The organism is Aliivibrio sifiae (assembly GCF_002954715.1).
In the GTDB taxonomy this organism is placed as follows: Bacteria; Pseudomonadota; Gammaproteobacteria; order Enterobacterales; family Vibrionaceae; genus Aliivibrio; species Aliivibrio sifiae.
Map to the genome: position 1 here is coordinate 62,141 of NZ_MSCP01000002.1, position 26,184 is coordinate 88,324.

Sequence of the window (26,184 nt, forward strand, 5' to 3'; positions counted from 1 at the left end):
GATTGGCGGTTTTTTTTGTGCTTATTTTTTGGTAAAGATCATAGCCTGATAAATAGTGGTTATCGGCGCTATAACTAATGTTCAATTCTCAGTCCCCTCGATCTCTCTTAATATTCTCCTGTCCCCACAAAACAGAGAGAGTTTATTTATGTTCTTCCTCAACAATAAATTAAAAGCAGTACTGATTGCCTCTACATTTGTTGTCACAGGATGTGCGTCACCAGCGATGGATGCAGAAAATGAGAATGCAGCAAGAAACCGAGGTGCAGTTGGTGGAGCCTTAGTCGGCGCTACTTTAGGTGCAGTAACCGGCGATGCTAGGTTAGCTGTAAAAGGTGCAGCGGTTGGTGGTGTAACTGGCGGAGTCGCTGGTTCAATGAAAGATTTAGAAGACTCTCGAAATAGTAAAGACGTTCAAGTTTTAGCGGATGGACATTCTCAAGATAATCGTAGTGATGCTGAAAAACGCCTAGCAGAGTTTGAAGCCGAAATTAAAATTCATGAGTTAGAGCAACAATTTGCGGATCTAGAAGAGCAAAATAAACAAGATAATAAAGAAAGCTAATTTTTATCTTATCCAATTTAAAAATAATTAATTTAAACCAATTTATTGAATGGATTCGATGATCAATTAAGTGAGATTTATTATGAACAATACACCTAAATTTTTATTAGTAAGCCTATTTACTTTAGCATTAACTCCTTCTGTATCTGCTTCTATTTTTGAAGCCAATGAGTTTAGTGGTCACCGTGTTGGTGGTGGTTATTCGAATACCGATTTGATTCTTGATAACCGAGCTTTAGATTGGGGTGATGGTATTAAGTTAGAGTATGGTTATGACATTAACCAAATCGTCGGTATCAATGCGTCATATCAGAATAATAACGGTAGCAAACATGGTATTGATCTTGATGGTAGTACTTTAAAAGTAGATTCTGATATCGGTTATACATTTCAGTTTGAAGAGTGGTCGGTAAAACCATATGGTGCGGTTGGTTTAGCTAGAGTGAATGAAAAAGCATCATATGATGGCTATAGCGACTCTTTTAAAGAAATTTCACTGATGGGTGGGATGGGGGTTCGTGCGAATTTAGATATGGGGTTATACACCGATCTACGTTATGACTTCTTCAATGTAGACCATCAAGACCAAGATCAGCTATCTCTTACTGTAGGCTACCGTTTTTAGTTAGCATAGATCCTCTAGTTTTTGATTAGAAGCAGCTCTTACTTTTTAGTAAGGGCTGTTTTTTTATCTGTAATAGTGTGTATAAACGTAAAGTAAACTTTATATTTACAATAATGCATGGAGTGATGATGCTAGATGAAAGAACACTGCTCACTATAGGGCAACTTGCTGAGCGAAGTGGGGTTGCTCATTCTGCATTGCGTTTTTATGAGACCAAAGAGTTAATCGTTTCTATTCGAACCTCTGGTAATCAACGTCGTTATCACCCTTCAATGCTTCGTCGAATAGCCTTAATTCAAGTGGCTCAACTTGTGGGGTTTACACTCGAAGACATCGCAAAAGAGCTTGAAGGTTTATCAATGAAAAAAAACGCCACTAAGCGTGATTGGGAAAAGGTTGCTAATAAATGGCAAAAAGACCTCGATGCAAAATTACACCAAATTCAATCATTAAAAGAAAATCTAACAGGCTGTATAGGCTGTGGTTGTTTAAGCATGGAAAAGTGTCAGTTATTAAACCCTGATGATGTTTTGTACGAAGATGGCAGCGGTGCGCAGCGAATTTTATCGTAATAATGATAAGAGAATAGGCTGAGATACAAAAGAGTAGCTTTGTACGATAGCAATTATTGCCTTGATAAGATAAAAACCGTACCATTCTGTGATTATCGATTTAGCTTACAAGAGAATAGTCATATGAGCCAAGAATTAGAAATGATCTCGAATCTAGAAGATCTAGAAACATTTATCGTTGCTGCTGAAAATGGTGGTTTCGGTCTAACTAATGTTGCTGGTATTGCCATGGCGACAAATAATAAAGATGGTCGTCGTTTTGTTGCGGTATTAGATGACAAACACCAACTATTATTGTCACGCTGGGTAACAGAAGAGGTGTTTCAAACAGGTCAAGATTTAGTGCGTAATGGATCAAATCGTACTACTCACTAATAGTAAAATATTCAATTAAAGAAAAGGGTTAAGATACTTCAATTAGAAGTGCTTAACCCTTTTTATTTTTTATCAATCAGTGATCTTCAATCGTTCTAACGGTATCTAAATAGCCGATGTACTTATTTATAAAATAAGGCGGGATGAAAAACACCAGAAGATACAAAGACTCACTAAAGAACAGTGATGCGATCTTTTCTTCATGCGTAAAGTAAGCAAGTAAAGCAAACATATCTAGAAAAATATAGAGTGTAGCTAAAACAATTGAAATAATTAAAGCTAAGCCAAGAAGATCTCTTAGCAAAACTTTGGGTATGGTCATTTTTATTCCCTCAAAAATGTTAATTCCTATTTAACTTACGCTTAATGTTCCGATGCTTTTTTGAGCTATATCAATATTTAATTTATGGGCGTGGAAAGTAAGATTTACTATTTGATAATTAAACGAAAACTAAAGGTTCATTAATTAAAAAAGGGTTAAGATACTTCTTATAAGAAAGCACTTAACCCTTTTGATATGTCTAATAAAACATCATATATGACGTTTTTAGAGTGTTAATTAATGATTGTGCTCTGTGTTATCACAATGCTTAGGTTCATAGTGTTCAGCTTGAATTCTTGGTGTATTTGTTGGAAATTCAATTGAACGTTTTTCTTCACTGCCATCTTGAACGGTATAGACTGGTTCAAGTGTTGGGGTACTGATGGTCATTGAGTTTAATACTTTTCCGTCACACACAATAGATGCTGATGCTGGATTCTCTGAACGTGCCACGTTTACATGGAACTTATTCATGTTATCCGCGTTACGACGGTTATTCTTCAGTGCAAATTTTTGAATATCGCCATTTTTCATGCTGACTTCTAATGCACACTCACTTATTGTTAAGTTAGCTGAATCGTCAGGATAAACATAACCATAAGAGCCGTGTAGTGCAGGGAAGATATAGCTATCCAGTTTTCCTTGAGGATCGTAGTAACCCACTAATGTTGTAACAGGAATACCAAATGACGTTGGGCGGATAACTCTGTTTTGCTCATATTCGCCATCTTGAATCCATGTTTGACCATCAGATACAAATACTAAACGGCTACCATAGTTAACAACAATAGTTTCCCCATTAATAGCTAAATTTGAGTTGTAGCCAGCATCAGAATTAAAGGTAAATATTTTGCCTTTATTTGTTGTCGATGCTGCTGGTACTGACATATCTCGTACCCAATGTCCGTTCCATGTAGACAGATCTACTTTATCAAAATTAGTTAATAACGTAGCGATATAGCTTGCATTAGCGTCCCATGGGTTAACTGATGTCGTTTCTAAATCATCGATTGAATGTGTGTACTCAACCATGCTCTCTGTTGCTTCATCCCACTTTTTAAAGCCTGTTGATGAGGTTTCATCAAATACAATTTTGCTTTCTAAATTCTTCTGGATAAAGTGCATTGAATACGGCGTGTACAGCGTAAATCGTTGTGCGCCATACATTGCCCAGCCACCCGCCATAGAATCAGAACCAAAGCTGAACATGCCCTTAAATGGTTCAACACATTGACCATCAAGACAGCTTTGACCACCATTGTTTGATGGTGAAAAGTTTGGAATAAATACATCACGTGAAGAATCCCAACCCCATGTAGAGTTAGTCATGTTGGCTGGTTTATGAATAGACCCTTCAAATCCACCAGGGTAGTGGCCTAAACCGTAATTATGACCCACTTCATGACTAAACTCATTACCGATAGAGCTATCAAGTGTCACCATCCCTGCGCCACCAGAACCACCGTGAGTTTGTACGCCATTGTTGTAGTTACCACGAGTGTTATGAGCAGTTAATTGAGCTGCTACATAAGGATTTTCGCTTTCACCAACACCTACACTTGAGTTAATACCGTAGTTTGCGTTGTTGATACCGATAGAGATTAACTCTTTACCAATACGTTGACGCATCGTGCCTGAGTGCCAGCCGCCGTCACTTGGGTCAAGATCTGTTAATAGCGTGCCATTTGGCAGCATTACTTCAGTAAAGTGTACCGGTTCATATTCACTTACCACCATTTTACTGATTGGAGCAGTTTCGAAATATTCGCGCTGTGCCGCTTTGTCGGTTTGGAAATGGAAAGCACCACGAGGCTCAACAAGCATACCTACATCAATGGTATGAAGCAGTAACTCAGTTGGAGCACCTACTTTAATTTGAGCTAATGTGCCTTTTTTACCTTGGTTTTCAAATGACAATTGAAGACCTGTATTAAGCCACTCTTTTGGTAGCTCAGCAGACCAAAAACCATCAGCATAGCCGATTTCATTAAAAATCAAATCGTCTTCTAGTACCCATGCACCATTAACGTTTTTAAACACGGTAGTTGTGCCGTTAACAATTGTTTTAGAACGTTCAGGATAGTAACTTACGTTTGAGTTATAACCTGCGCTTGAAGTAAATACGAAGGTTTTGCCATCTAATTTAGGGTTATTTTGCTCAAGTACAATGTCTCGGATCCAATGACCATTCCATGTACTTAGTTTTACTACATTGTGATCAGCTAGTGCCGCAGAAATGGCTTCACTTGATACTTCACGCACATTGAATGCAGTAGCGTCATTGTAGCTAAAATCAATATTCGGATTAGTGATTTCAGGCATAGCCATCACATTTTGAGCCAATGAATCAGGACGTTTCATCTCTAACGTGCCTAATTTTTTACCATTACGGTCCATTGCTGTTAGAGCTACTGATGCATATGAAACAAAGGGTTCTGTTGGCTTAAACATAACTTTTGTTGCACGCTGAGCAACAAGATGCATGCGTTTTTCTTGTTCTGTTGCTTTTGCTGGAATGATATGAGCTTGAGCAAATAGTACGCCACCAGAAAGATCGCCAACTAATGCATTCTCTAGTTGATTGGTGTTGAAGAACATTGTTGGTTTTTCAATAACAGGAGTACATTCAGAGGTGTCGATTTCGGTCGACATCGTGTTTTCCCAAATGTAATTTCCTTCATTATCTTTAGAACCTCTTGCTGCGGCATAAAGACCAAATGTACATTTTTCAGCGACATCAAAGGTTTCTGGGTAAATATCAAAACCGCCGTCGTACCAATATTTTTCCCACTTAGTCGGAAGAAAATCGAATACCGTTTCAAATTCTGATTCAAAATCCATCAGGCCAAATTTCACATTGCCATCAAAGTTGATTCTTAATCTTTTTCCTTTGTATTCAAGATACTTTTGGTCGCCATCTTGGGTGACATTTGCTGGGTCACTAGCAAGCGCAGCCAATTCTGCCATTTTACTGATAATGTGAACGCTAGCATCGTTTAGTGGGTGGTTTGCTGCGTACACGTTAGTTGCTAACGTTGCTCCAATGAACATACCTAAAATTGTCTTTTTCATATAACCTCAATTTTTATTATTATTTGATAAGTCAGCGTTTTGAATCGCCGTTTATTATTTTTGAGACTTATAAATTAAAAATAAAAATAAGATATTTAAATATTTTGAAAATCAGATATTTATTCCATATTGGAATGTATATAAATTGGATATGTTAAAATATTAGGTACTAAAATCGCTATTATTTACCTTTTATTCTTGTTGCGATGAAATCGACAGCAGCTTTTACTTTTGGTGTTGCATAAGCCAGTTTTTGGTACAGCATATAGACACCAAGCGTGTGATTTTGAGTGATATTTAATGGTTCATTAAAATGCAACTCTATTAATCGGCTATTATCAAAATAGGGTTGTAATACCCATCTTGGCATCATAATTATGCCGTGACCTTGGACTGCCTTATCAGCTAACCATTGTCCGTTGTTAGTCGTGAGTAAGCTAGGCGCTGATACATCTTGCCATTCTCCATTTATCTCACTTAACCAAGGCGTTGGACCATGAGGTGTTTTGAAGAATAAACCCTTATGAGTGGGTAAGTCTTTTGTGCTTTTAGGTTGCCCATATTGTTCAAGATAAGCAGGTGAGGCGGCAGGAATAAACTGATTATCCATCAGATGAATGGCAACGACTCGCTCATCAGGCGCAAAGCCGCCACGAATGGCAATATCTACATCATCTCTATCAAGTTTTGATATTTGGTCGTTGAGTTCGACATCCAATACAATGTCTGGATAGAGAAGTGAAAAATCATCCAAAATTGGAGCAAGAATACGCTCTCCAAAGCCAACCATTGAACTGATTTTTAGTGTCCCTGTCGGTGTGGTTTGATAATCTTTAACTGCTTTATCGCATTGTTCTAATTGCTGAATAAGTGTCGTTACTTGTGAATAATACTGTAAACCAACCTCTGTTAACGAGACGGTTCTGGTAGTTCGTTTTAATAACTGAGCTCCGAGTGAGGCTTCAAGATCTGCTATTCGGCGAGAGATAGAAGAAGCAGGTACATCAAACTTTTTTGCTGCTGCTGAGAAATTTCCAGCCTCTACCGTTGCTGTAAAATATTTTAATGCTCGTAATTGGTCCATAATTTCATTGTTGCCTTTTTAACAATAGAATTACGTATATTATCTTCTATATTTAATTAAAAATAGAGGTAGTTCAAAAGATGAAATTTGGCATCGTATCTTTATTTTCATCAACTTTCGTAAAGGTATTATTGTGCGTGGAGCAAAAATCAATACAACTAAATAACAATGTACTAGCAATTTTAGGTGGCTATTTTTACACCGAAATTACAAATATAAAAAACCTTGTAATTTATAGGGTAAAAATCTGGTTTCATGAAATGAAAGTGGTAGCATGATCAAATATGTTATTAAAGGAATGGAAAAATGGTTACGACGACTCCAACGCATTTTAAAGTTAAAGTGAACACTAGCAAAGGAAGCTCTTACTGGACACTTAGTGGTTCTACTGCCATTTTAGAAGAAGCTGCCGTATTTTCCATGGATTCGATGCCCGATTTTTTTCGACAATCTCTAACTCAGAATTTTATTGAATTGATGCCCGTCGAATAACATTTTACGAGCATAAATTGAATATTCAGTAACCATTATTTTATAGTTACTGGCTAATTAAAGAGCATTTAGCATCTCAGAACATTGCTTTGGCATAATTGGGGCTGATGCTCTTTTTTTCTGTGGAGTTGGATTTAATCGCCAACTTTTGGTCTCGTGACCACAACCATCTCCTTCTGGTGGTTCCGCTTGGTTAATACAATATTTGTCTTCTTGTGGGCAATTAAGACGTACATGCATATGAGCACTGTGTCCCCACCAAGGACGAACCTTACGTAACCATTCAGTGTTTTCACCATTATTAATAAATCATAGTTTATGAGCGAGATAATTGGATTCGTTCTCTTGTTAAGCTGTAATCAGCACCTGACATTCGAGCAATCGCATCCAATTTATCACTATCAATTTTTCCATCATAAACAGCATCATCGGCGACATGCACCGCAATAACATCACCTAAGATCAAATGCCCTGATAAGGTTTCATCACCGAGATCAACGATTTGATTTAATCGACATTCAAAGCTGACGATAGCATCAGATACTCGTGGAGGCGTAATAAAGTCCGAAGGCGCTTTTTTTATTCCTGCGTAATCAAATTCATCAATATTATGCTCAACGCTATGGCAGGTTTTATTCATGACGTCTAACTGAGAGGCACTCACAGTGTTGATGACAAATTCACCTTGTTCTCTAATGTTTTTTAATGTGTCTTTGGCTTCTGAATCTTGATTATACATTGGATTAAAGCAAAGAATTGGCGGGTTTGCACTTGCAACGGTAAAGAAAGAAAACGGAGCTAAGTTTACTTCTCCCTTTAGTGAGATACTTGATACCCATGCAATAGGTCGAGGTAATATCCCCCCAATTAATAGCTTATAGTTATCTTGCGGTGTTAAGTTTTTCGTTTCAAATCGCATGAGTTTATCCTTAAACAAGAATGGGATTAACAATATAGTAACCTAAATAAAGACGACATACTCTGGTAGATTGTCTTCTGAACGAACTTTATAAGATAGGTGAATTAAAGAACTGAATAGTTTGTTTTTAGTAGCGCAAGTTGCTGTGCTTATGAGGGTATTGACGTTAAGGTTATCTAAAGTGATTCAAAGATTAATTGCTCGTGAAGAAGGGGTAGCATCAATGAAACCTGAAGCTCCGAATTAGTCTTTAATTATGAATACTGTTTAATTACCCAAAATAAAAAGGGCGAATGTCGCCCTTTTCTTATGTTTATTTGGTAGAAACTAGTCGTTAAGGTTGCTTGCCATCTTTTCTGCAACACGGTTAAAAGCCGCTATTTCTTCTTTAGATAAATCCGTCGACATCTTTTCAAACATTGTTTTATCAATCTTTGAAATCTTTTTCATTATCTCTTTTCCGCTTTCTGTAATGCGAAGGCATTGGCTACGCTTATCTTTAAGATTTGGTTCTTTAATGATGAGTTTTTGCGTAAGTAAACTGCTTAGAAGACGAGTAACTTGAGCTTTATCGCGATTTAAATAGTTGGCAATATCAACCGCAGTACAATGTGGTTTGTGGTTAATAATTTTGATAACGCGTACATGCATAGGCGTGATACCAAGATCTAATTCTTCAATTCGATCATGCAAATTACGTTTTAATGTATGTACTAACGTGAACAAACTATCTAATGATTTTCTTTCGGACATATAAATATCACCATTAAAAGTAGTTGACTTTATCAACTAAAAATATATAGTTGATATTATCAACTTAATTGAGCGTTCTTTCAAGGGAAAGCTTAAATAGGTTAACTGTTAATCATGACACCATTAAGATTATTAGAAGGTATGAACTATGATCCCTAAAATCAGAAAAGATAAATGCTACCGAGTGATAATTGAGGAAATAACGCCAGAGCAAGAAACTGCTCAAACATTGGCGTTTGAATTTCAAGATCGTGAAGATTTATTTACTATTGTCGATAAGCTAAAACAAAAGAGTGGGTTAGAGCCAGAAGTTGCAACAAAGGTGGGTGTAGCATTGCGTTTATTAGGCCCAGTTATGATGGCAAATCGTAAGCATGAATTGTTTTCTGATTTTATGCCTCATTTTAAAAGCTTTATGCAAAACCTGAAGAGTAAAGTAAAAGAAAAATAAACCTTAGCGTGAGTTTACCAATTTATTGATTTCATTATCTAAATTGTCAAAGTATGGGTTCCATGTCAGCCGAGCATAAGCCTTTCCTTCTTCTTGATAACCCCATGCAGAGAACCACACGTTTTCTCCTTGTTTGCAGGATCGGGTTTGTTCGTCATTTAAACTATTGGTACAGATCCGTTTTTCTGCTTTTTTCCCATAATAACTATTGTTGGGCGAAAATAGTGGACTCATATGTGATGCGGTGCTGATATGTAAAATATCTAACGTCATCGGGTAGGCTTGAGTTCGTTGCTTTATTAGTAAACTTTGTTGATCGCCATACCAAATCAATTGACTGTTAGGGTTTACAAATTTATCTGCGAAGAATTCTGTGGTCGCTTGTGAATTAATAATGCTATCAGCTTCACTAATGGCGATTAAGGTGGGTACGGTAATTTCTTTATTGGCGATCGTATTTCTAAATGCAACTGCACTGTCGGAGTATTGAGCCATGCCGTGCATGGATATAGAGCTATATCGTGCAAAATTATTTTCTTTTTTTGATATACCATCCCAAAATACAGAAACGACTGAACTTAGTTTTTCTAATGTAGGATTCAGTGATTCAAAGCCTGGCGAGACAAAGACAAGACCATCAATGTCTTCATTATTTAATGTATGAATCGCCGTTAAATTAGCGCCAGTTGAAAACCCACTTAACCACACTTCTTGATAGTCTTTTTTAAGTAGATTGGCGTAATGGTCAACAATATCTTGCCAGTCTTGATATGTTGTTAAATACATATCTTCAGGCTTACTTCCATGGCCTGGTAACAAAAGAACCTGCACATAGAATCCTTGATCTGAAAATGTCGTAGCAAGATCACTAAAGCTATATGGAGAATCACCTAGTCCGTGTACTAGTAAGACCGCTTTTTTTGAGTGTTTATCACCACGCTCAAAGGGCATATTCATCGTTAATTCTTTTTCATGATCATCAGAGATAAAAGCACGATGTTCAGAGAGCCAATCTTTGGTTTCCGCTAAGTACTGATCAAATGAGGGCTGAAGATAATTGTAATACTGTTCAGATAAATGCAAAGGTTTTGATTGATTGGAAAAAACGGAGCACCCGACAACAGGAAGTAACAGCAAACAGAGGGCAGGTAAATACATAATGAATTTACGCACGATGATTCCTTAAATTGTGAAGAGTGACGATGAATATTGTTCCGATATCGTGATTAACGGTTAATTATGACGCAAAACCTGAAGAGTTAAGTGAAATAAAAGCAGGATATGAAATATTAATTTTATTAATTTCATATCCCAAATAGATGACTTAATGGAGAGATTAAAGGTGAGGCTTATGCGACACCATGACCTTTTGATGCAACCCAAACGCGGTACCATTGCTCAGTATTCATTTGCAATGCAAGTGCATTAACCGCTTCTTTTACTCTTTCGATTTTACCTGAACCAATAAGCGCAACAGGATTTGATGGGTGCTTTAATACCCAAGCGAAAATCACTTGCTCAATCGAGGTAGCACCTAACTCTTCAGCTAGTTCAGTTAATGTATGACGTAAGCGTATTGCTTGCTCGGTTTGTTCACTAAAGATATTACCGCCCGCTAAACATGACCATGCCATTGGTCTAACACGGTATTGTTGTAGCTTGTCACATACACCGTTTTCTAGAACATCAAAGTTCATTGGGTTAATTTCAACTTGGTTTGTCACCAAAGGCATATCTAAACGTGATTGCAGTAAATCAAATTGAGAAGAAGTGAAGTTTGATACACCAAAGTGTTTAACTTTACCGCTTTGTTTTAACTCGGCGAAGGCTTCTGCAACGTGATCGGCATTCATTAAGAAATCAGGGCGATGCACTAGTAATGTATCTAGCTGCTCTACACCTAAACGTTGTAATGAGTTGTTTGTTGAGTCTAAAATCGCTTGCTTACTGCTGTCATAATGAGAAACACGTTTTTCGCCATTTCCGGTAGCAATACCATTGATACCAAATTTAGATACTATCTCAATTTGATCACGCATTGTTGGATCAAGCTTTAGTGCCTCACCAAATAAGACCTCACAATTGCCAGCACTGTAAATTGCAGCATGGTCAACGGTTGTGATGCCCATTTCTACATGTGTTTTTAGAAAAGACAGACGCTCTTGTGCGTTCATTTCCCATGACTCTAAACGCCAATAACCTTGAATTAGATTAGAAAATGTAGGGCCTTCTGGTGCCATTAGTACTTTTTCAACATGACTCATAACAAACACTCATTAATGTGGGTAGGCCTCAATTATAACCACAATAGTGAAGATTGATTAAGTATTCATAAATGAAATAATTGTTCGTTATAAAAAACAATACAAACATTCTTTTTGTTATAGCATAGAATATGAAGCCCTTTTGATATGGATATAAAAAATGCAGCAACATAAAAAGATAGAGTGTTTAATGCTATTTGTTGAGATTGCTCAGCAACTTAGTTTTACTAAAGCGGCAAAAAACTTATCAATATCTAAAGGGTATTTATCTGATCAAATAAAAAAACTAGAAGCGGAATTTCAATGTGCTTTATTGGTGAGAACCACTCGGAGTGTTCGTTTAACGGCGGAAGGTGAAAAGATATTAGAGCAGGGAAAAAAGATCAAAGCGACCATGCTAGATTTAGATCGAAATGTTTATCAAACGCACAACAGCATTTCAGGAACACTACGCATTACCGCGCCAACCTTATTTACAGAGCGATTTTTACTGGATATTTGTTTTGAGTTTAAATGTTTGTATCCAGACATCAATTTTGTGATTGATTCGAGCTATGTGAATTATGACTTGCACCATGATGATTTTGATTTGGCATTTCGTGCCACATTACATCCACCTGAAAATATGGTCGCGAAATTATTATTCTCTTATCAGCACTGTTTGTGTGCCTCTCCTCAATATTTAGAGGAAAATGGTATTCCAAAGACAATTGACGATCTCTCAGCGCAGCAATGTTTGTCTGCTGTAGAAACTCAGCTATGGCCATTAAAATCCAAAGAGAGTGTTATTTCAGGTTGGTTAACTGTTAATGATCACCATCTTTTAAAACAACAAGCTTTAAATGGAAGGGGGATCATTCGTGTCGCTAACTATTATGTGGATCAAGAATTAGAAAATGGAACGCTGCAAAAAGTATTAGAAGATGAATTTGTTCAAGGCCAAAATATCTATTTGTTATACCCACAACTTATTTATCCGCCAGAAAAACTATCAACCTTTATTGCTTTTGTTCAAGAGAAGCTGAGGGATAGAAGGTATCAAAACAGATAAGTTGCTTAGAAGATGGAGTCGTTGATATCGTGCAAGAGGGCTTTGAAATTGCCCTTCGTATTGATAAGCCAAAGAACACCGGTTTGATTTTTAATCATAGCTAACATTACTTAATGTGATTTTTAATCATAACTGTGTCATCTTATAGTTAATTCATCAAAGACAAAATGAGTGATACAAAGATGAATGTGATGAATCCTAAGAGAGCAATTATGGGCCTTGAAATAGTAGAAGTGTCAGCAGAGCATGACAAAGAATTAAGCCGTGTTATTAAATGCGTAGGCGAAGAATACGGAGCCGTCGGTGAGGGTTTTGGTCCATCGGATGCCGAAGTGGATGCGATGAGTTTGTCTTATACTAAAGAAAACCGCAGCCATTATTTGGTCGCGCTATTGGATGGAAAAGTCGTTGGTGGCTGTGGGCTTGCCCCATTTGGTAATGATCAAAATACCTGTGAATTGAAAAAACTGTTCTTGCTTGAAGAGAGCAGAGGACTCGGCCTTGGAAAGCAACTTGCTACCGCGTGTTTAGCGTTTGGCAAAGAGCAGGGCTTTACTCAGTGTTATCTTGATACACTTTCTAATATGGTCGCAGCGGTGCGATTGTATGAAAAACTAGGCTTTGAACATTTACCACAACCTCTTGAAGAGACTCTTCATGGTGCGTGTGATGTTTGGATGCTAAAACAGCTGTAAATAAGAACTCAAGGATGAGGTATGAATAACTACAAACTGCTACGCCCGTTATACACATTGCTACAGACGCGAAGTTTGACTGAATCTGCGAGGCGATTAAATGTCACGCAATCAGCAATGAGCAGAACCTTAACTCAAATAAGATCCGCCTTTGATGATCCTATTTTGATTCGGGAGGGAAACCAGTTTGTAGTGAGTGAAAAAGGTGAGGCATTACTGAAGAAGCTGCCATCAATATTGCTTACCCTTGATGGCTTATATGAGGTAGAGGTTTTCTCCCCTAAAGAATGCACACGAGAGTTTTCACTGGCTTACACCGCCTTTCTTTCTGAATCCATTGTTCCAGTTATATGCAAAGAAATAGTGGCTCACGCACCTAATGCGTCGTTATATGCTCAGCTTTGGCAAGAACAACACATACAAGCGCTTTCTGACAATAAAATTGAGTTAGTTGCCTCCACGTTAGATCATTTTCCTGAGAACATTTATGGAAAAAAACTGATTGATGATGAGTACGTGATCATCATGTCTGATTCACATCCCTTAGCTAATCAGCCACTAAGTCAACAGGCTTACTTTGAATCAAAACATGTATTGGTTCATGGATTACGAGAGATGAAGCAATACGTTAGTGAGTTATTTCAGCAGCATAAGAAAAAAAGAAAAGTGCTCGCCAAGACCCCATCATTTACTTCTGCCATAGAACTTGTATGCCAAACCGATGCGCTTGTAACGGCACCCCTGCATATTGCGGGTCAATTTGCCGATAAGCTACCAATTACAATTCAACCGTTGCCGTTTGAGCTTCCACTTCATAGTTATTATTTACTTTGGCACAGTAAATACCAGAATGACTCTGCTCACCGTTGGTTTAGAGAGCAAAGCTTTTCACTGTTACAACAGCATTTAAAAGAGACATATGAAGAGGGCCATCGTTATTTGCCTATTACTAATGGAGGGTGAGGACTGCCGTTATCTAATTAGATAATAATACGAGCCCTAATCCCCGCCACCCATGTACTGTCTTCATTTGAAAAGGCAGGATCTTTAATATATTGAAGATTAGGCGTGAGTTCGACAAATTCACCCAGTACCATTTTGTAATATAATTCACTGGTTAATTGAGAATGACTTGAGTTTGAAATCGTATTAATGCTTTTCATTACATCAGAGAAGTCACTGTTCACTTCACTCCAGTTAAACGCAAACCCTAAGTTATTTTTTGCGTTTCCTAAGCCAAAATATCCGAGCCCAGCCGTTACTGATTTATTGTAGAGTGCGACATCTCCTTCAGAGAACCCTCCTCGTAAAAATGGCATAATTTGTGGTGTTGCCATAAAACTGGCTGAAAAATTAATACCTTGGCCGCTTTCTCCATCGACGAGACTATGCTGAGTCCCTGAGTCTAAATGCCAAAATGTTAGATGAATATTATCGGTGTAAATTTGCTCTTTCGACGCAGTCCAACCCAGTTCAAACGTAGTAAATAATCGATGGTCATTGAATAAAGTATCAAAGCCTTCTAATGGGTCGTCAGACTTACCTTTACCATCAGCCACACCTGCAATGGCATACATATTGTCAGTTATCATATGTCCAACAGCGAAGCCAAGAATACCATCATCAGGCAAGCCAATTGCACCTGCTCCAGTACTGAATGCAAGATTGGTAAACCCATTCCATGGACTTGCCAAAGCATAAACATCGACATAATCCGTGGTATCTAAATAACCCACCATAAATGAGGTATTACCGTTATTTAGTTTTTGTTTCCAATATAAATTGGTTAGTCGAGATCCTTGGTCACTGTAAGCTGGACCAATCATTCCACCATAACCAATTCCGTTGCCTGCTCCAGTAAAGTTACCTTGGAAAGCAAACTCTTTTGGTGTCATGTCAGAATAGCCATGGCGGTGTTCTACTTTCCACACAACACCTCCGGTATTACCTGTTTCTAGCCCGACTAAACTCCATGATCCATAAAAGCGTGCGACACCAGAAGAGGCTTTATCGTCACCGCCAGTCACAGGATCTGAAGCACTAAGTCCAAGTACCTGATAATCAAGTCCAAAGGTGAGATTATGTTGTTCCGCTAAGTTTTCACGCCAGCTTTTCTTTTGTCGAGTATTCTCAGCAAGTGTGTTATCGACAGTATCTGGGCTGCCAAAGTTCGCACTTGCGAATAGAGGTGTCGATAATGTAAGTGCGATACTTGCTCCCAATATACTGATAGGCAGTAGATAACATTTACGATTAATTTGAGGAGGAAGATACGATGTTGAGGAAGCAGTATTTTTATTCATAGGGCTTTCCTATAAGTGGCATAAAAAGAATATTATGACGAAGTTTTGATTATTAAATTGTCATTTTACGCCATTTTAAATAACTCTATTTAAGACTTAACTCATTAACTAGAGTGTTTGATAAAGAGAAAAATACCGCCTATCAGCCATTAACGACAGCATTAGGCGGTTTCGCAATTGTAATTTAGATCTGCATTACCAAGTCTGTTCCCAAACTCGCATTAAGTTTCCAGAATACATTTTCAGAATGTCATCATTTGAATATCCACGCTTCCAAAGCTCGTCAGTCAGTGCAGGTAAGAACTTAGCAAGTTCGGCTCCGCTGTCTGCACCACGATCAAATGCATCAATCATATAGCCAAAGTCGTTGTAACTTTGAGGACTGTTTTTAGCGAATGTTTTAACTAATTCTGTACTGAACATATCATCAGTAGCAATCCCAACATGATCTATGCCGACTAACTTGATGTAGTATTCAAGCATATCAGCGCCTTGTTCAGGGGTGATGTCGTCAGGGAAGATGCCATCTAACATCCATTCAGTAAATGTTGGGCTGACAACACCACCCATCTTCGCAACGCGGATAGCTTGTTCATCCGTAATTAAACGATAACAAGGAGCTAGTGCATCTTTCTTTATTTTTTCTTTCGGACTGCATTCATATAGCCCTGCAGGACCAGAATGAGAGAATACAGCAGGAACACCTGGATGTTTATCTTCCATGTAACTCATGATGTCCATGGTTGTTTGATATGAAGTATGACTCATGTCGACCAAAATACCGTTTTTCACCATTTCATCAATGAGTGAACGTCCCCAATCAGATAAGCCGATATCAGTATAATGAAGCGCTTCAATAACGCCTAGACCAGTTCGGTAACGACCGTTATAAACGAGCTGCATGGTATTTACCCCCATGGCTTTAACCGTTGCTACTTTATTAAGGTCACCATTTAAAATCGTTGGTGTTTGCGAGTTCCAAATGAAGACATATTTACCGTTTTCTTTTGCTTGCTTAATATCTTCCACGGTGTACCCAACGGTCATTGTGTTGGGGTGTTTATTGATAACACTTTGCCACTTATTACGTTCGGCTTCGAACTGTTCAAATGTGTAATACGTTGCCGCTAATGTGGCACTTACCCCGGAGATCCCTGTATCAATAGCTCGTTGAATGTAGTCTTCCATTTGTTTATCTTCTGTCCAACCTGCACCATATGGTGAGGCAAACATATCCATGACTAACGCGTCTTTTACAAATGCCTGTGCTTTTTTCGAAGCATCCCAGCTTTTACTTTCTTGACTGGCGTAAGCACTGCCTGAGGCTAATGCGATAGAGATTAATGACACTGATAATTTTTTAAGCATATCCTTTACCTTTAATTATAGAGCTCTACTGAAGTTGCTAACATTGTGTAAGCTGTATCGACTTCTGCGATACCATCTGATAATTGAACGTCTGATTTACTGTTGCCTGCGCTTAATTCTCCTTCGATCCACACTGGCGTATACAGACTAATTAATTCAATACCTTCTTTTGGAGTGACTAGTACGATTTGATTGGCCGGTGGTGGTGGTGTGTGAACACAAGCACCAGCTGTTGGTACAAGCAAAAATTGTGTTACTAGCATACCGTCCATTTCTAACGGCACGATGTAGCCAGGCAAGCGGCCTGTTTTACCAATTAAGCTTTTATTGATTGAGTTTTGGGCGGAGTTTCGTTGCTTTGCGATTTCAAGCCGTTGTTCTATTAGTTTTAGAATATCAATGTTGGAATCACTAAAGCGTTGAATCGCAATCTCATAGTTTGTTTTAAGTTCGGGGTTATTTTTATCTTCTATGTAATTCATAATGTTATACAAATCGTATTTTTGCATAGAAGAAAAACGTACAAATGGGTCAATGAAAGATTTAGATTCTTCTGAAACTAAATCGCGCCAACTCCATTGTTCAGAAGCATAACTATTCGAGCTCAAAAATAAGCAACAAACTAAAAATAGAAAACGGGAAAGTGAAATCATAAAGCGTTCCTTCGCTATGTTTTGATTCAAGAATACAGATTTAGAGATTATAACGATGTGCAATTTGCACCATTCAGTTTAATATAACGGATGATAAATGTTTCTGTATTGTTAATAAGAATGAATCTAACATAGAAATAATTAATATGTAACCTAACAGGTATCATTTTACGACACCTTTAATATCAATAATTTAGGTATAAGGATTTATCTATATGCGACATACAATCTCTTTAGTGAAATCCAACCATTTGCATCCTTTTATGGCGGTTTTTTCTACCATTGGTGTGTCGATAGAGCGTTCTCTTGAATATGTAGGGCTTAACCCAGACAAAGTAATTGAGGGTGAGGTTTTTATTCCAGAATATGCCGCATGGCACTTACTCGATTACGTTAGTCATTCACAAGGCATTGATAATTTAGGCAGCTATATTTCAGAACAATATGCATTTGACCGTTATGGGGCATTTGGTGAGCATCTTTTAAGTGCGCCTAGCTTGTATACTGCATTACAGCGTCTTATTCATGATTTGCGAGATCATGCTAATTATCAAAACTACTGGCTGCAAGAGAGAGGGGAATATGTAGAGCTATGCAGAATAGGCACTCCGGGAATTGATGTTGGTAAGCATCAGATAGAACAACACATTATGGTACTCTTTATTGAATTGGTGAGATCATATTTAGGAGAGACTTGGTCGCCAGAGTATCTAAATATTCAATCTAGCTCTGAGCGTGGAGTTAAGCTATCTTCAACACTGAGAGCTCTAAACATTACTTATGGGCAAGTTTATGGTGTGCTTCCAATACATAAGTCACAATTGCTGAAACACACAATGTTTGAAAAACCGGTGACGCCGATAAGTCTTTTACAAAGTAGTCCGTCTCTTGCTATTGACCAGCAATTATGGGATCTGATCAGTCAGAATACTTTTCACGGGCATGCCAATTTACAATCCGTGACCCGAGCTATTGGTGTTAACGAGCGGCATCTGCAACGAGAACTCGCAAATTTGAACACCTCATTTAGAGATATTTCTAATCTTGCTATTCGTCATAAGGCGATGACGTTACTTAATGAGATCACTCGCCCTATTCAATCTATTGCCCAAGAGTTGGGGTACAGCAATCCCAAAAATTTCTCGCGTGCGTTTAAAGTGCTAACAGGACTAAGCCCGAGTGAATACCGAATTTATAATCGAGACTCACTATGAGTAAAACTATTCCACTTATTCATAAAGCCGCCGCAATAATACAATTAGACATCCTCAAACAATATGTGGAAGATGTTTGGCCAATAATCAATGACGCTCAATTGCCTATTTATCTGGAGTCTACTTCTGCGAAATACATCCCTTTTCGAGTGTTTTCGAAACTATTACAGGCAACATCTGAGCAGATGCCATCACAAGAATTTACGACTTTTATACAACAGGGAGCTGAGAGGTATTCGATGGTCATTGATACCATTAAACCGCCTACTAAAACAAGGCTGCCCTTACTTGATGTATTAGGGGAGGCGCTTCCTATCCATCAAGCGGAATTCTTACATAACCCTCTAAATAAGCAAAACTCACAGCTTTGTCTTGAATTAAAAGTAGAGGATATGGAACCCTTTAGCTTAGTCTGTGAGCTTTATACGATTTGTGTTGCTCATTACTACTTAACTCGGAACTGCTCTGATATTAAAGAACCTTCAAAATATCATTTGGTATCACAAGAAAAATCCGGTTTAGATAAGCTTCAAATTTCAACTGACACTCCTCAATTTATGGGTCAACCGAACACGGCTCTTTTTTATCATTCTACAATTAATAAATTAGGGAGTTTACAGCAATCAAATTGGGAGAAAGTGAACCACTCTTTTTCTTCCCAACTTTCTGATGCGCTTGAAAGCTACATCGGACGACAAGATTTAAGTTTGGAAGCGTTTAGTGACATCATTGGCATTCCGGTGCGGACTATTCAGCGCCACTTGGCGCAAGATGGTTCTAGCTACAGAAAAATAAAAGAATCGTTAAATATAGCATTTGCTAAGCGAGTGATGATTGAAAGAGAGGCATCGATCTCTGATGTTTCTGAGCATTTGGGCTATGCGGATCCTTCTCAGTTTATTCGCGCCTTTAGAAAAGCAGAAAATCTTACGCCACTTCAATGGTACAAACGTAAACAGCAGTTATGAAAAATGCCAACGTTAATGTTGGCATCATAATTTAAGCTTTAGGTGTCCAAGTCTGCTGGTAGACTCGCATTAAGTTGCCTGCGAATAGTTTCGCCAAATCTTCATTTGAATAACCCATCTTCCATAATTCATCGACAACGCCTGCAATGTGTTTAGACAGTTCAGCACACCCTGTAGCGCCTTTGCTAAAGGCATCAACCATATACCCGTTATCCGCATATTTATTGGCATTAGCTATTGCAAATGGAACTACTTTAGCTGTCGTCATCATATCATCAGTTGCAATACCGACATGATCAATACCCACAACTTTTATCGCACCATCAATCATCTCTGCGAACTGTTTTGGAGTTATATCTTCAGGCCAAACGCCATCCATCATCCACTCAGTTGCTGTCACTGCTATTACACCACCCATTTTCGCTACAGTTTCAGCTTGCTCATCAGAGATCAATCGGTAACACGCAGCTAAGCGATAATCTGGATGATCTTTTTGTAGGTTTTTCTCGGCCATTCGTTGCTTTGTTTCGCTGAGAGTTTCATGTGGCTGACAATTATAAGTCGAAGCAATAGGGGAGTGTGAATAAATGACGGGCACCCCTTTATGATGCTTTTGCATATAGTCGGTAATATCTTCTGTTGTGTAATGAGAAGTATGAGACAAGTCTACGGTGATGCCATGTTTAACCATTTCATCAATAACGTCTTTACCGAAATCAGTTAGACCTGATTTATCGCCATTTATCATAGAGATAACTCCCGAACCTGTTAGTTCGGTTTCGTTATATGTCAGTTGCATTGTTTTAATGCCATATTCAGCCATTACAGCGACGTTTGAAGCGTCCCCTTCTAAAGGCATCGTTGTTTGGCTTGCCCACATGATGGCGTATTCACCGTTTTTATGCGCTAATTGAAAGTCTTCAACGCTACGTACATAACGGATGGGTGTTTTTGCCGCAGAGGATGCTTTGGTCCATTTTGCATGCTCAGATTTAAAGGCAAGCATATTCGGAGTATGGGGTGCTGCAATGGTTACTGAAGCCCCTGTGACTCCGCGTTCATGTGCTAAATCAATATACTGTGCCACTTCAGAATCAGAAGTAAAACCTACCGCACTAGGAGAGGCGTAAAAATCTAATACTAGGTTATCTTTCACAAATTCTTTTGCTTCAGGAGATGCGAATTCATACCAATCCTTAGTTTCAATTGATGCTGCGGCTGTAGTTGAAAGAGAGGCGATAACTGTAGCGAGTAATATTTTTTTCATAGCAATACCTTATACATTATTTAACGATTTAACCCGTAGTTGATGTAGAAGATAATAAGACAATTAATATAGAAAAATATGCATTTTACGCCACCAAGCAGAGGTTTCTGTAGTTTTGTAATGTTAAGTTTTTCACCAATCATAGGTGTTACCAGTGATACATTCTGTTCTTCGCTTAATGCTGATACTTGTTCTAGAGGATCTTTCCAATCATGCAGTGCTAGATCAAAAGTACTGTTGTGAATCGGCATCGAAAAAAGCAGAAGTGAATTAAAGCGTGAAGCGATTCTTACTGCGGAAAAAAAGCATTTCAAGATGATGGAGTGCAAAATACCAGTATGGATAAGCTTGCTGCATTGGCTCAGGTATCAAAGCGAACGGTGTATAACCATTTTGAATCTAAAGAAGCCTTAGTGATGGAGCTTTTGTCGGATTTATGGAAAAACTCGATGGGAGAAATGGAGACTGAATTTCCCCAAGATATCAGTGTTCAACATCAACTTGAACAACTACTATTTGCAGAATTAAATGTGATTGGAGATAAATCGTATTTAGATTTAGCGAAGGTTGACTTTGGGCGTTTTTTCTATAAGCCTGAAGCATTGCAGCAACAGATTGAGAAAATATCAGAGCAAGAAACTGCGTTATCTCGTTGGTTGCAGGTGATGATAGACACACAACAGTTATCAATTAAAGATAAGCATAAAGCGAGTGTTCAATTGCACAGTCTACTTAAAGGAAGTGCATTTTGGCCGCAGCTTGTCGGCATGCGAAATGAGCTATCAGAGTAAGAAAAACAAGAGCTAGTAGAAGAGACAGCGATGCTGTTTTTGAGCCGTTATAATGTGGGTGTAAATCAGTGAGTTTTGTTTTTAGATTAATAATCAAGTTGGCCTAATAAATGTTCGGAAATAACTTTAGCAACTAAATCTCTACTACGTTCTTCCCTAATAGTGATAAAATCGCCACACCAGAATAACCGAGAAACTCTATGTTTATCCATCATGTTAACGACATCGACTGGCTGGTGATTACAGCTTTTGAAGAACTGAAAACTTTATTTATCGAAGAAGCCGGTGCGATCCCTTTTTGCTTCTCTACCGCCAGCGAATTGAACCTGATTGATCAAGCCAAGCGCTCTTATGGATATTTGCCTACATTTAGCGGCGTAATCACCGATACCGGAACTTTTCAAAGCCAGGATAACGAAGAAGATTTGAATCCACAGCTTGCCTGCCTAGTTGAGGGGCGTGGTCGTATATTTATTTATCACGGCGGCTTTGTGGCTTTTGTGGATGACGAGCAAACCTTTATTACCCGAATTGACTGAATATTCTCTATGAGCCAATAAAAAATAACCCTACTTAAAAAAGCGGGGTTACTTGGATTCTGTTATTTTATGGGCTTTACGCTCTGCGCTTTTTAAACGCGTGCCAGCCTGCACTTAAAATGGTTTTAAATACCACACCAAAGGCGCTTAATTGAGGGTCAGCTTCTTTTCCATCAGCAATACGCCACATTTGATGTTCATACCAAACAAGCCCAACCATCGCCATTTTATCTAATACAGGTTTGCCCGTTGTTGGTTCGGCTAGTGGCATCCCATGGCTTGGGTCTTCAATTAGTTTATTAGGGAAATCAGGGTCAACTGCCATGGTTCGTGCAATACCAATAAAGTCAGTTGTAGAGGTATTTAAAGCTTCATTCATTGCAGGAGCAGTACGAAAACCACCGGTAACAACCAAAGGTGTGCTCACTAGCTTTCTTACTTTTTCCATGTAATCCATAAAATAGGCCTCACGTTTTACGGTGCTTTCTTTTACAGGTTTATTTTTATCTTTGGCTCCCATCATCGATGGACTCTCGTAAGTGCCGCCGGATATTTCGATTAAATCGATGCCGTTATCACTTAGAGTTTGCACAACCTGCATCGACTCATCTTCTGTGAACCCGCCTTTCATAAAATCGGCACTGTTCAGCTTAATACCCACCGGAAAAGCATCACCAACTTCTTTACGGATAGCGCGATACACTTCGAGAACAAAACGCAGTCGATTCTCTAATGAGCCACCCCATTTGTCGTTTCGTTGGTTGTGTCTTGAGGATAAAAATTGACTGATAAGATAACCATGAGCCCCATGAATTTGCACACCAGTAAAGCCAACTTTTTTTGCTAGTTTGGCACTGGTGGCGAACTTATTAATGATCTCATGGATTTCATTATCAGTGAGTTCTCGTGGGGTATTAAAGCCTTTTTCTAATCCGCGCTCTAGTGAGATAGCAGAGGGAGCAACAGGGTCTGCACATAAGAATTTAGGAATTTGTTTACCTGGGTGATTAAGCTGCATCCATATGTGTGAGTCGTTTTGTTTTCCGGCATTCGCCCACTCAGTAAATAACGTAAGATCACTTTGTTCATCTAAAACCACATTCTTAGGCTCACCAAGGGCAGTTCTATCCACCATGACATTCCCCGTCATCGATAAACCAATACCGCCTTTAGCCCAACGTTGATAGAGGGTTGCTAAACCAGAAGTGGGGTTATGCTGCTTATCGCCAAGCTGTTCACTCATTGCTGATTTGAACAAACGATTTTTAATCACTTGGCCATTGGTAAGCGTAAATGGGTTACTGATATTTATCGAATTCATATTTGCTCTTACTGTGACATTATTGTTATTTAGTATGCCCTAAATAGCGATTAACCCCACTTAAATAAGCAGGGTTATATGATTTATTTTTTGAACTCTAACTAGTAAGGCAATTACGCTTGATACTCAGGGTAATCTGTTAAGCCTTGCTCTGCACCGCCAAATAACGTATTTGGATCATGTTGAGCTAGAGGATAACCGTGTTTAATGCGAGTCGGTAAATCAGGGTTCGCAACAAATAGACGACCAAAGCTGATCATGTTTGCTAAACCGCTTAATAATGCTTGATCTGCTTTTTCGGTATTGTAGCGACCAGCATAAATAATAGTGCCTTTGAATGCGTCACGAATTGCTTCTTTGAATTCTGTAGGTGTCTCAGGAGCATCATCCCAATCTACTTCAGCAATATGCATATAAACCACATTGAGTTTATTTAATAATACAGCAGCAGCGGTGTAGGTTTCAGTTGGAGTCTTATCAATGGTCCCATTTAATGAAGTAAACGGAGCAAGACGAACACCGACACGATCATGACCAATAGCGTCAGTCATTGCTTTAACCACTTCGCCTAAAAAGCGCAGACGATTTTCGATAGAGCCACCATATTCATCGGTACGATTATTGGCTTCAGAATCAATGAACTGATTAATTAAATAGCCATTTGCAGCATGAAGTTCAATGCCATCAAAACCTGCTTCTACTGCATTTAGCGCAGCTTGACGATACTCTGCAATAACATCAGCAATGTCTTGTTTTGTCATTTCACGAGGTTCAACCACATCAACAAAGCCCGGAGCGTCAGTGCCATTATCAATAAACACTTTTACGTTTTCTGCTTTTAAGGCTGACGATGAAATAGGCTGTTGTCCACCAATATTGTCAGGGTGAGTAACACGGCCAACGTGCCAAAGTTGAGCAAAAATAGCGCCGCCTTGTGCGTGTACAGCGTCAGTGACTTTTTTCCAACCTGCAATTTGTTCTTGAGAGTAGATACCTGGAGTCCATGCATAATCTTGGCCCATTTCTGAAATTTGAGTGCCCTCAGCAATGATAAGTCCTGCACTTGCGCGTTGTGCGTAATATTGCGCCATCATGTCGTTTGCAATGTTACCTGGTTGGGTAGCACGAGAGCGAGTCATTGGCGGCATAAGAATACGGTTTTTAAGCGTAAGATTACCCAGTTGCATTGGTTGAAATAGTGCATTTGTCATCGGTAAATCCTCTTTGTGCTTATGCGAAGGTTCTTATTATCTAATTAATGGAAGCGATGTGGTGCTTCCCTTTGCCTAACTAACGGTTGTTATTTTGTATGGGAGTAAGATATACAAAAAAGAGGGGTACATAAAATTATGATTACTTATTATTTTAATAACAAAGTGTAATGATCTATTGTGGGGAGAGCAGATATTTGGAATCGAGCCTGAATGTCGATGTGATTAAGATAAGAGCTTTGGGTGCAGCGAGTAAACTAGGCTATTATTCATTACCTTCTAAATTTGATTGATGTCCTTATGCCTACCTTTTCTTTTTCACTGATCCCGACAGGGGTTAGATTTATGTTTCTTTCTGCGCTTGGATTTGCGCTCATGTCGGCGTGCGTAAAATACGTGAGTAATTATGGCATTCCAGTCTTTGAAATTGTGGCAGCAAGGGCGCTCGTTTCTTTGATCATTAGCTATGTAGATGTGAAGCGAAAAGGCATTTCGATATGGGGGAATAATAAACCCTTACTTCTTGCGCGTGGTTCGGTAGGCACGGCTGCGCTTATGTGTGTTTATTATGCAGTGACAACCTTACCCTTAGCTGAAGCAACCATTTTGCAATACGTTCATCCCATATTTACCGCATTACTTGGTGTACTTTTTCTGAAAGAACACATTCAAAAATCAACCATGATATGTATTGCTTTTTGTCTTGTTGGCTTGTTTGTTATGGTTCAGCCAAGTATGAACAGTGGCAGTACGAGTGAATTACCGACATTGAGCATTATTATTGCGTTATGTGGTGCTTTAGGAAGCTCGATTGCTTATGTGATAGTGAGAAAACTCAGTCAAACAGAAGACAGCTCAGTAATTATCTTTTATTTCCCATTAGTGGCGTTACCTATCTCAAGCGTACTTATTTGGAATGACTTTGTATGGCCAAGTTTGTTCCTTACGATGATCCTGATTTTAATCGGCATCTTCACGCAAATTGGACAATATGGTTTGACTAAAGCAATGCAAACCCAAGCGGCAGGTAAAGCCTCTGCTTATTCTTATGTTCAGATTGTCTTTTCTGCGTTATTAGGTGTTTGGGTATTTAATGAAATGCCATCAATCTGGACGTATATCGGTGGTGGTTTGATTGTGACCGGTGCGCTAATTAATGTATTTGGTAAGCAGTCTGTTTCTATTCCTAAGAAAAAGAACTCACTTAACTAAACGGAAGTTATTCGTACTGGTCAAATATGAGTTTTTTATCCTTAAAATAATATTTTTATTCATATATGGCGAAATACATAGTATCATTATTATGTTA

The 26,184-nt window shown here is 38.5% G+C and carries 28 protein-coding genes and 1 pseudogene; 14 read left to right on the top strand and 15 right to left on the bottom strand.

Features of this window, described 5'->3' with window-relative positions:
• Positions 1-148 precede the first annotated feature (148 nt).
• The 4 genes from BTO23_RS11595 (at position 149) to BTO23_RS11610 (ending at position 2,137) form a co-directional block, all read left to right on the top strand.
• Positions 149-565 carry a glycine zipper domain-containing protein gene (locus BTO23_RS11595; protein WP_105063573.1) on the top strand — a complete coding sequence of 139 codons (417 nt, stop codon included), beginning with the start codon at positions 149-151 and terminating at the stop codon, positions 563-565.
• Between the two features lie 82 nt (positions 566-647).
• The gene (locus BTO23_RS11600; protein WP_105063574.1) at positions 648-1,190 is read left to right on the top strand and encodes a porin family protein; all 543 of its coding nucleotides are present in this window, start codon (positions 648-650) and stop codon (positions 1,188-1,190) included.
• A gap of 128 nt (positions 1,191-1,318) precedes the next feature.
• Positions 1,319-1,762: a redox-sensitive transcriptional activator SoxR gene (gene soxR / locus BTO23_RS11605; RefSeq protein ID WP_105063575.1), complete on the top strand. Its 444-nt coding sequence runs from the start codon at positions 1,319-1,321 to the stop codon at positions 1,760-1,762.
• A gap of 123 nt (positions 1,763-1,885) precedes the next feature.
• On the top strand, positions 1,886-2,137 hold the full coding sequence (locus tag BTO23_RS11610) for a hypothetical protein (protein WP_060991916.1): 252 nt from the start codon (positions 1,886-1,888) through the stop codon (positions 2,135-2,137).
• 76 nt (positions 2,138-2,213) lie between these two features.
• Here the strand turns inward: BTO23_RS11610 and BTO23_RS11615 are convergent, their stop codons facing one another.
• From BTO23_RS11615 to BTO23_RS11625, 3 genes are all read right to left on the bottom strand, one after another.
• Positions 2,214-2,459 carry a hypothetical protein gene (locus tag BTO23_RS11615; RefSeq protein WP_060991917.1) on the bottom strand — a complete coding sequence of 82 codons (246 nt, stop codon included), beginning with the start codon at positions 2,457-2,459 and terminating at the stop codon, positions 2,214-2,216.
• Positions 2,460-2,696: 237 nt separating this feature from the next.
• Positions 2,697-5,531, bottom strand: coding sequence for a M66 family metalloprotease (locus tag BTO23_RS11620; RefSeq protein ID WP_105063576.1), 2,835 nt, complete (start codon positions 5,529-5,531; stop codon positions 2,697-2,699).
• 181 nt (positions 5,532-5,712) lie between these two features.
• Positions 5,713-6,615 (bottom strand): LysR family transcriptional regulator, encoded by a 903-nt coding sequence (locus BTO23_RS11625; protein ID WP_060991919.1) that lies wholly within the window; start codon positions 6,613-6,615, stop codon positions 5,713-5,715.
• 306 nt (positions 6,616-6,921) lie between these two features.
• Between BTO23_RS11625 and BTO23_RS11635 the strand changes: the two genes are divergently transcribed.
• Positions 6,922-7,107: a hypothetical protein gene (locus BTO23_RS11635; RefSeq protein WP_060991921.1), complete on the top strand. Its 186-nt coding sequence runs from the start codon at positions 6,922-6,924 to the stop codon at positions 7,105-7,107.
• Positions 7,108-7,164: 57 nt separating this feature from the next.
• On the opposite strand, the gene BTO23_RS11640 is transcribed toward BTO23_RS11635, so the two are convergent.
• From BTO23_RS11640 to BTO23_RS11650, 3 genes are all read right to left on the bottom strand, one after another.
• Positions 7,165-7,347, bottom strand: coding sequence for a penicillin-insensitive murein endopeptidase (locus BTO23_RS11640; protein WP_425427819.1), 183 nt, complete (start codon positions 7,345-7,347; stop codon positions 7,165-7,167).
• A 76-nt stretch (positions 7,348-7,423) separates the two neighbouring features.
• Complete coding sequence (locus tag BTO23_RS11645; RefSeq protein WP_105063579.1) at positions 7,424-8,026, bottom strand: flavin reductase family protein; 603 nt, start codon at positions 8,024-8,026, stop codon at positions 7,424-7,426.
• A gap of 327 nt (positions 8,027-8,353) precedes the next feature.
• On the bottom strand, positions 8,354-8,779 hold the full coding sequence (locus tag BTO23_RS11650; RefSeq protein ID WP_105063580.1) for a MarR family winged helix-turn-helix transcriptional regulator: 426 nt from the start codon (positions 8,777-8,779) through the stop codon (positions 8,354-8,356).
• A 148-nt stretch (positions 8,780-8,927) separates the two neighbouring features.
• Here BTO23_RS11650 and BTO23_RS11655 point away from each other — a divergent pair, with 148 nt between their 5' ends.
• A complete protein-coding gene (locus BTO23_RS11655) occupies positions 8,928-9,230 on the top strand; it encodes a DUF3861 domain-containing protein (protein ID WP_105063581.1) in 303 nt (100 codons plus the stop codon).
• A 3-nt stretch (positions 9,231-9,233) separates the two neighbouring features.
• Here BTO23_RS11655 and BTO23_RS11660 read toward each other — a convergent pair whose 3' ends face one another.
• Together BTO23_RS11660 and BTO23_RS11665 are read right to left on the bottom strand one after the other, a co-directional pair.
• Positions 9,234-10,403: an alpha/beta hydrolase gene (locus tag BTO23_RS11660; RefSeq protein WP_105063582.1), complete on the bottom strand. Its 1,170-nt coding sequence runs from the start codon at positions 10,401-10,403 to the stop codon at positions 9,234-9,236.
• A 176-nt stretch (positions 10,404-10,579) separates the two neighbouring features.
• Positions 10,580-11,494, bottom strand: coding sequence for an aldo/keto reductase (locus BTO23_RS11665; RefSeq protein WP_105063583.1), 915 nt, complete (start codon positions 11,492-11,494; stop codon positions 10,580-10,582).
• A 160-nt stretch (positions 11,495-11,654) separates the two neighbouring features.
• Here BTO23_RS11665 and BTO23_RS11670 point away from each other — a divergent pair, with 160 nt between their 5' ends.
• The 3 genes from BTO23_RS11670 to BTO23_RS11680 all read left to right on the top strand — a co-directional run bounded on the left by BTO23_RS11670 (position 11,655) and on the right by BTO23_RS11680 (position 14,203).
• The gene (locus tag BTO23_RS11670; RefSeq protein ID WP_105063584.1) at positions 11,655-12,545 is read left to right on the top strand and encodes a LysR family transcriptional regulator; all 891 of its coding nucleotides are present in this window, start codon (positions 11,655-11,657) and stop codon (positions 12,543-12,545) included.
• Between the two features lie 212 nt (positions 12,546-12,757).
• Entirely contained in the window at positions 12,758-13,240 is a 483-nt protein-coding gene (locus BTO23_RS11675; RefSeq protein ID WP_105063585.1) for a GNAT family N-acetyltransferase, read from the top strand.
• A gap of 21 nt (positions 13,241-13,261) precedes the next feature.
• Entirely contained in the window at positions 13,262-14,203 is a 942-nt protein-coding gene (locus BTO23_RS11680) for a LysR family transcriptional regulator (protein WP_105063586.1), read from the top strand.
• 17 nt (positions 14,204-14,220) lie between these two features.
• On the opposite strand, the gene BTO23_RS11685 is transcribed toward BTO23_RS11680, so the two are convergent.
• The 3 genes from BTO23_RS11685 to BTO23_RS11695 form a co-directional block, all read right to left on the bottom strand.
• Complete coding sequence (locus BTO23_RS11685) at positions 14,221-15,450, bottom strand: carbohydrate porin (protein ID WP_425427824.1); 1,230 nt, start codon at positions 15,448-15,450, stop codon at positions 14,221-14,223.
• A gap of 288 nt (positions 15,451-15,738) precedes the next feature.
• Positions 15,739-16,911, bottom strand: coding sequence for a dipeptidase (locus tag BTO23_RS11690; RefSeq protein ID WP_105063588.1), 1,173 nt, complete (start codon positions 16,909-16,911; stop codon positions 15,739-15,741).
• Positions 16,912-16,922: 11 nt separating this feature from the next.
• A complete protein-coding gene (locus tag BTO23_RS11695; protein ID WP_105063589.1) occupies positions 16,923-17,564 on the bottom strand; it encodes a DUF3299 domain-containing protein in 642 nt (213 codons plus the stop codon).
• A 215-nt stretch (positions 17,565-17,779) separates the two neighbouring features.
• Here BTO23_RS11695 and BTO23_RS11700 point away from each other — a divergent pair, with 215 nt between their 5' ends.
• Positions 17,780-18,778: an AraC family transcriptional regulator gene (locus BTO23_RS11700; RefSeq protein WP_105063590.1), complete on the top strand. Its 999-nt coding sequence runs from the start codon at positions 17,780-17,782 to the stop codon at positions 18,776-18,778.
• Positions 18,775-19,746, top strand: coding sequence for a helix-turn-helix domain-containing protein (locus tag BTO23_RS11705; protein ID WP_105063591.1), 972 nt, complete (start codon positions 18,775-18,777; stop codon positions 19,744-19,746). The genes BTO23_RS11700 and BTO23_RS11705 overlap by 4 nt, the downstream gene beginning before the upstream one ends.
• 31 nt (positions 19,747-19,777) lie before the next feature.
• On the opposite strand, the gene BTO23_RS11710 is transcribed toward BTO23_RS11705, so the two are convergent.
• Both BTO23_RS11710 and BTO23_RS11715 read right to left on the bottom strand, forming a co-directional pair.
• Positions 19,778-21,013: a dipeptidase gene (locus BTO23_RS11710; protein ID WP_105063592.1), complete on the bottom strand. Its 1,236-nt coding sequence runs from the start codon at positions 21,011-21,013 to the stop codon at positions 19,778-19,780.
• 20 nt (positions 21,014-21,033) lie between these two features.
• Positions 21,034-21,264 carry a hypothetical protein gene (locus tag BTO23_RS11715; protein ID WP_245922104.1) on the bottom strand — a complete coding sequence of 77 codons (231 nt, stop codon included), beginning with the start codon at positions 21,262-21,264 and terminating at the stop codon, positions 21,034-21,036.
• Here BTO23_RS11715 and BTO23_RS11720 point away from each other — a divergent pair.
• Both BTO23_RS11720 and BTO23_RS11725 read left to right on the top strand, forming a co-directional pair.
• Positions 21,257-21,804: pseudogene (locus tag BTO23_RS11720) on the top strand (TetR/AcrR family transcriptional regulator). The gene BTO23_RS11715 and the pseudogene BTO23_RS11720 overlap by 8 nt on opposite strands.
• 200 nt (positions 21,805-22,004) lie before the next feature.
• Positions 22,005-22,343, top strand: coding sequence for a cytosolic protein (locus tag BTO23_RS11725; protein WP_105063593.1), 339 nt, complete (start codon positions 22,005-22,007; stop codon positions 22,341-22,343).
• A 76-nt stretch (positions 22,344-22,419) separates the two neighbouring features.
• On the opposite strand, the gene BTO23_RS11730 is transcribed toward BTO23_RS11725, so the two are convergent.
• Positions 22,420-23,664 carry an NADH:flavin oxidoreductase/NADH oxidase family protein gene (locus tag BTO23_RS11730; RefSeq protein ID WP_105063594.1) on the bottom strand — a complete coding sequence of 415 codons (1,245 nt, stop codon included), beginning with the start codon at positions 23,662-23,664 and terminating at the stop codon, positions 22,420-22,422.
• 113 nt (positions 23,665-23,777) lie between these two features.
• On the bottom strand, positions 23,778-24,875 hold the full coding sequence (locus BTO23_RS11735; RefSeq protein WP_105063595.1) for an alkene reductase: 1,098 nt from the start codon (positions 24,873-24,875) through the stop codon (positions 23,778-23,780).
• A 300-nt stretch (positions 24,876-25,175) separates the two neighbouring features.
• On the opposite strand from BTO23_RS11735, the gene BTO23_RS11740 reads away from it, so the two are divergent.
• Positions 25,176-26,087, top strand: coding sequence for a DMT family transporter (locus BTO23_RS11740; protein ID WP_170066734.1), 912 nt, complete (start codon positions 25,176-25,178; stop codon positions 26,085-26,087).
• Positions 26,088-26,184: the final 97 nt, after the last annotated feature.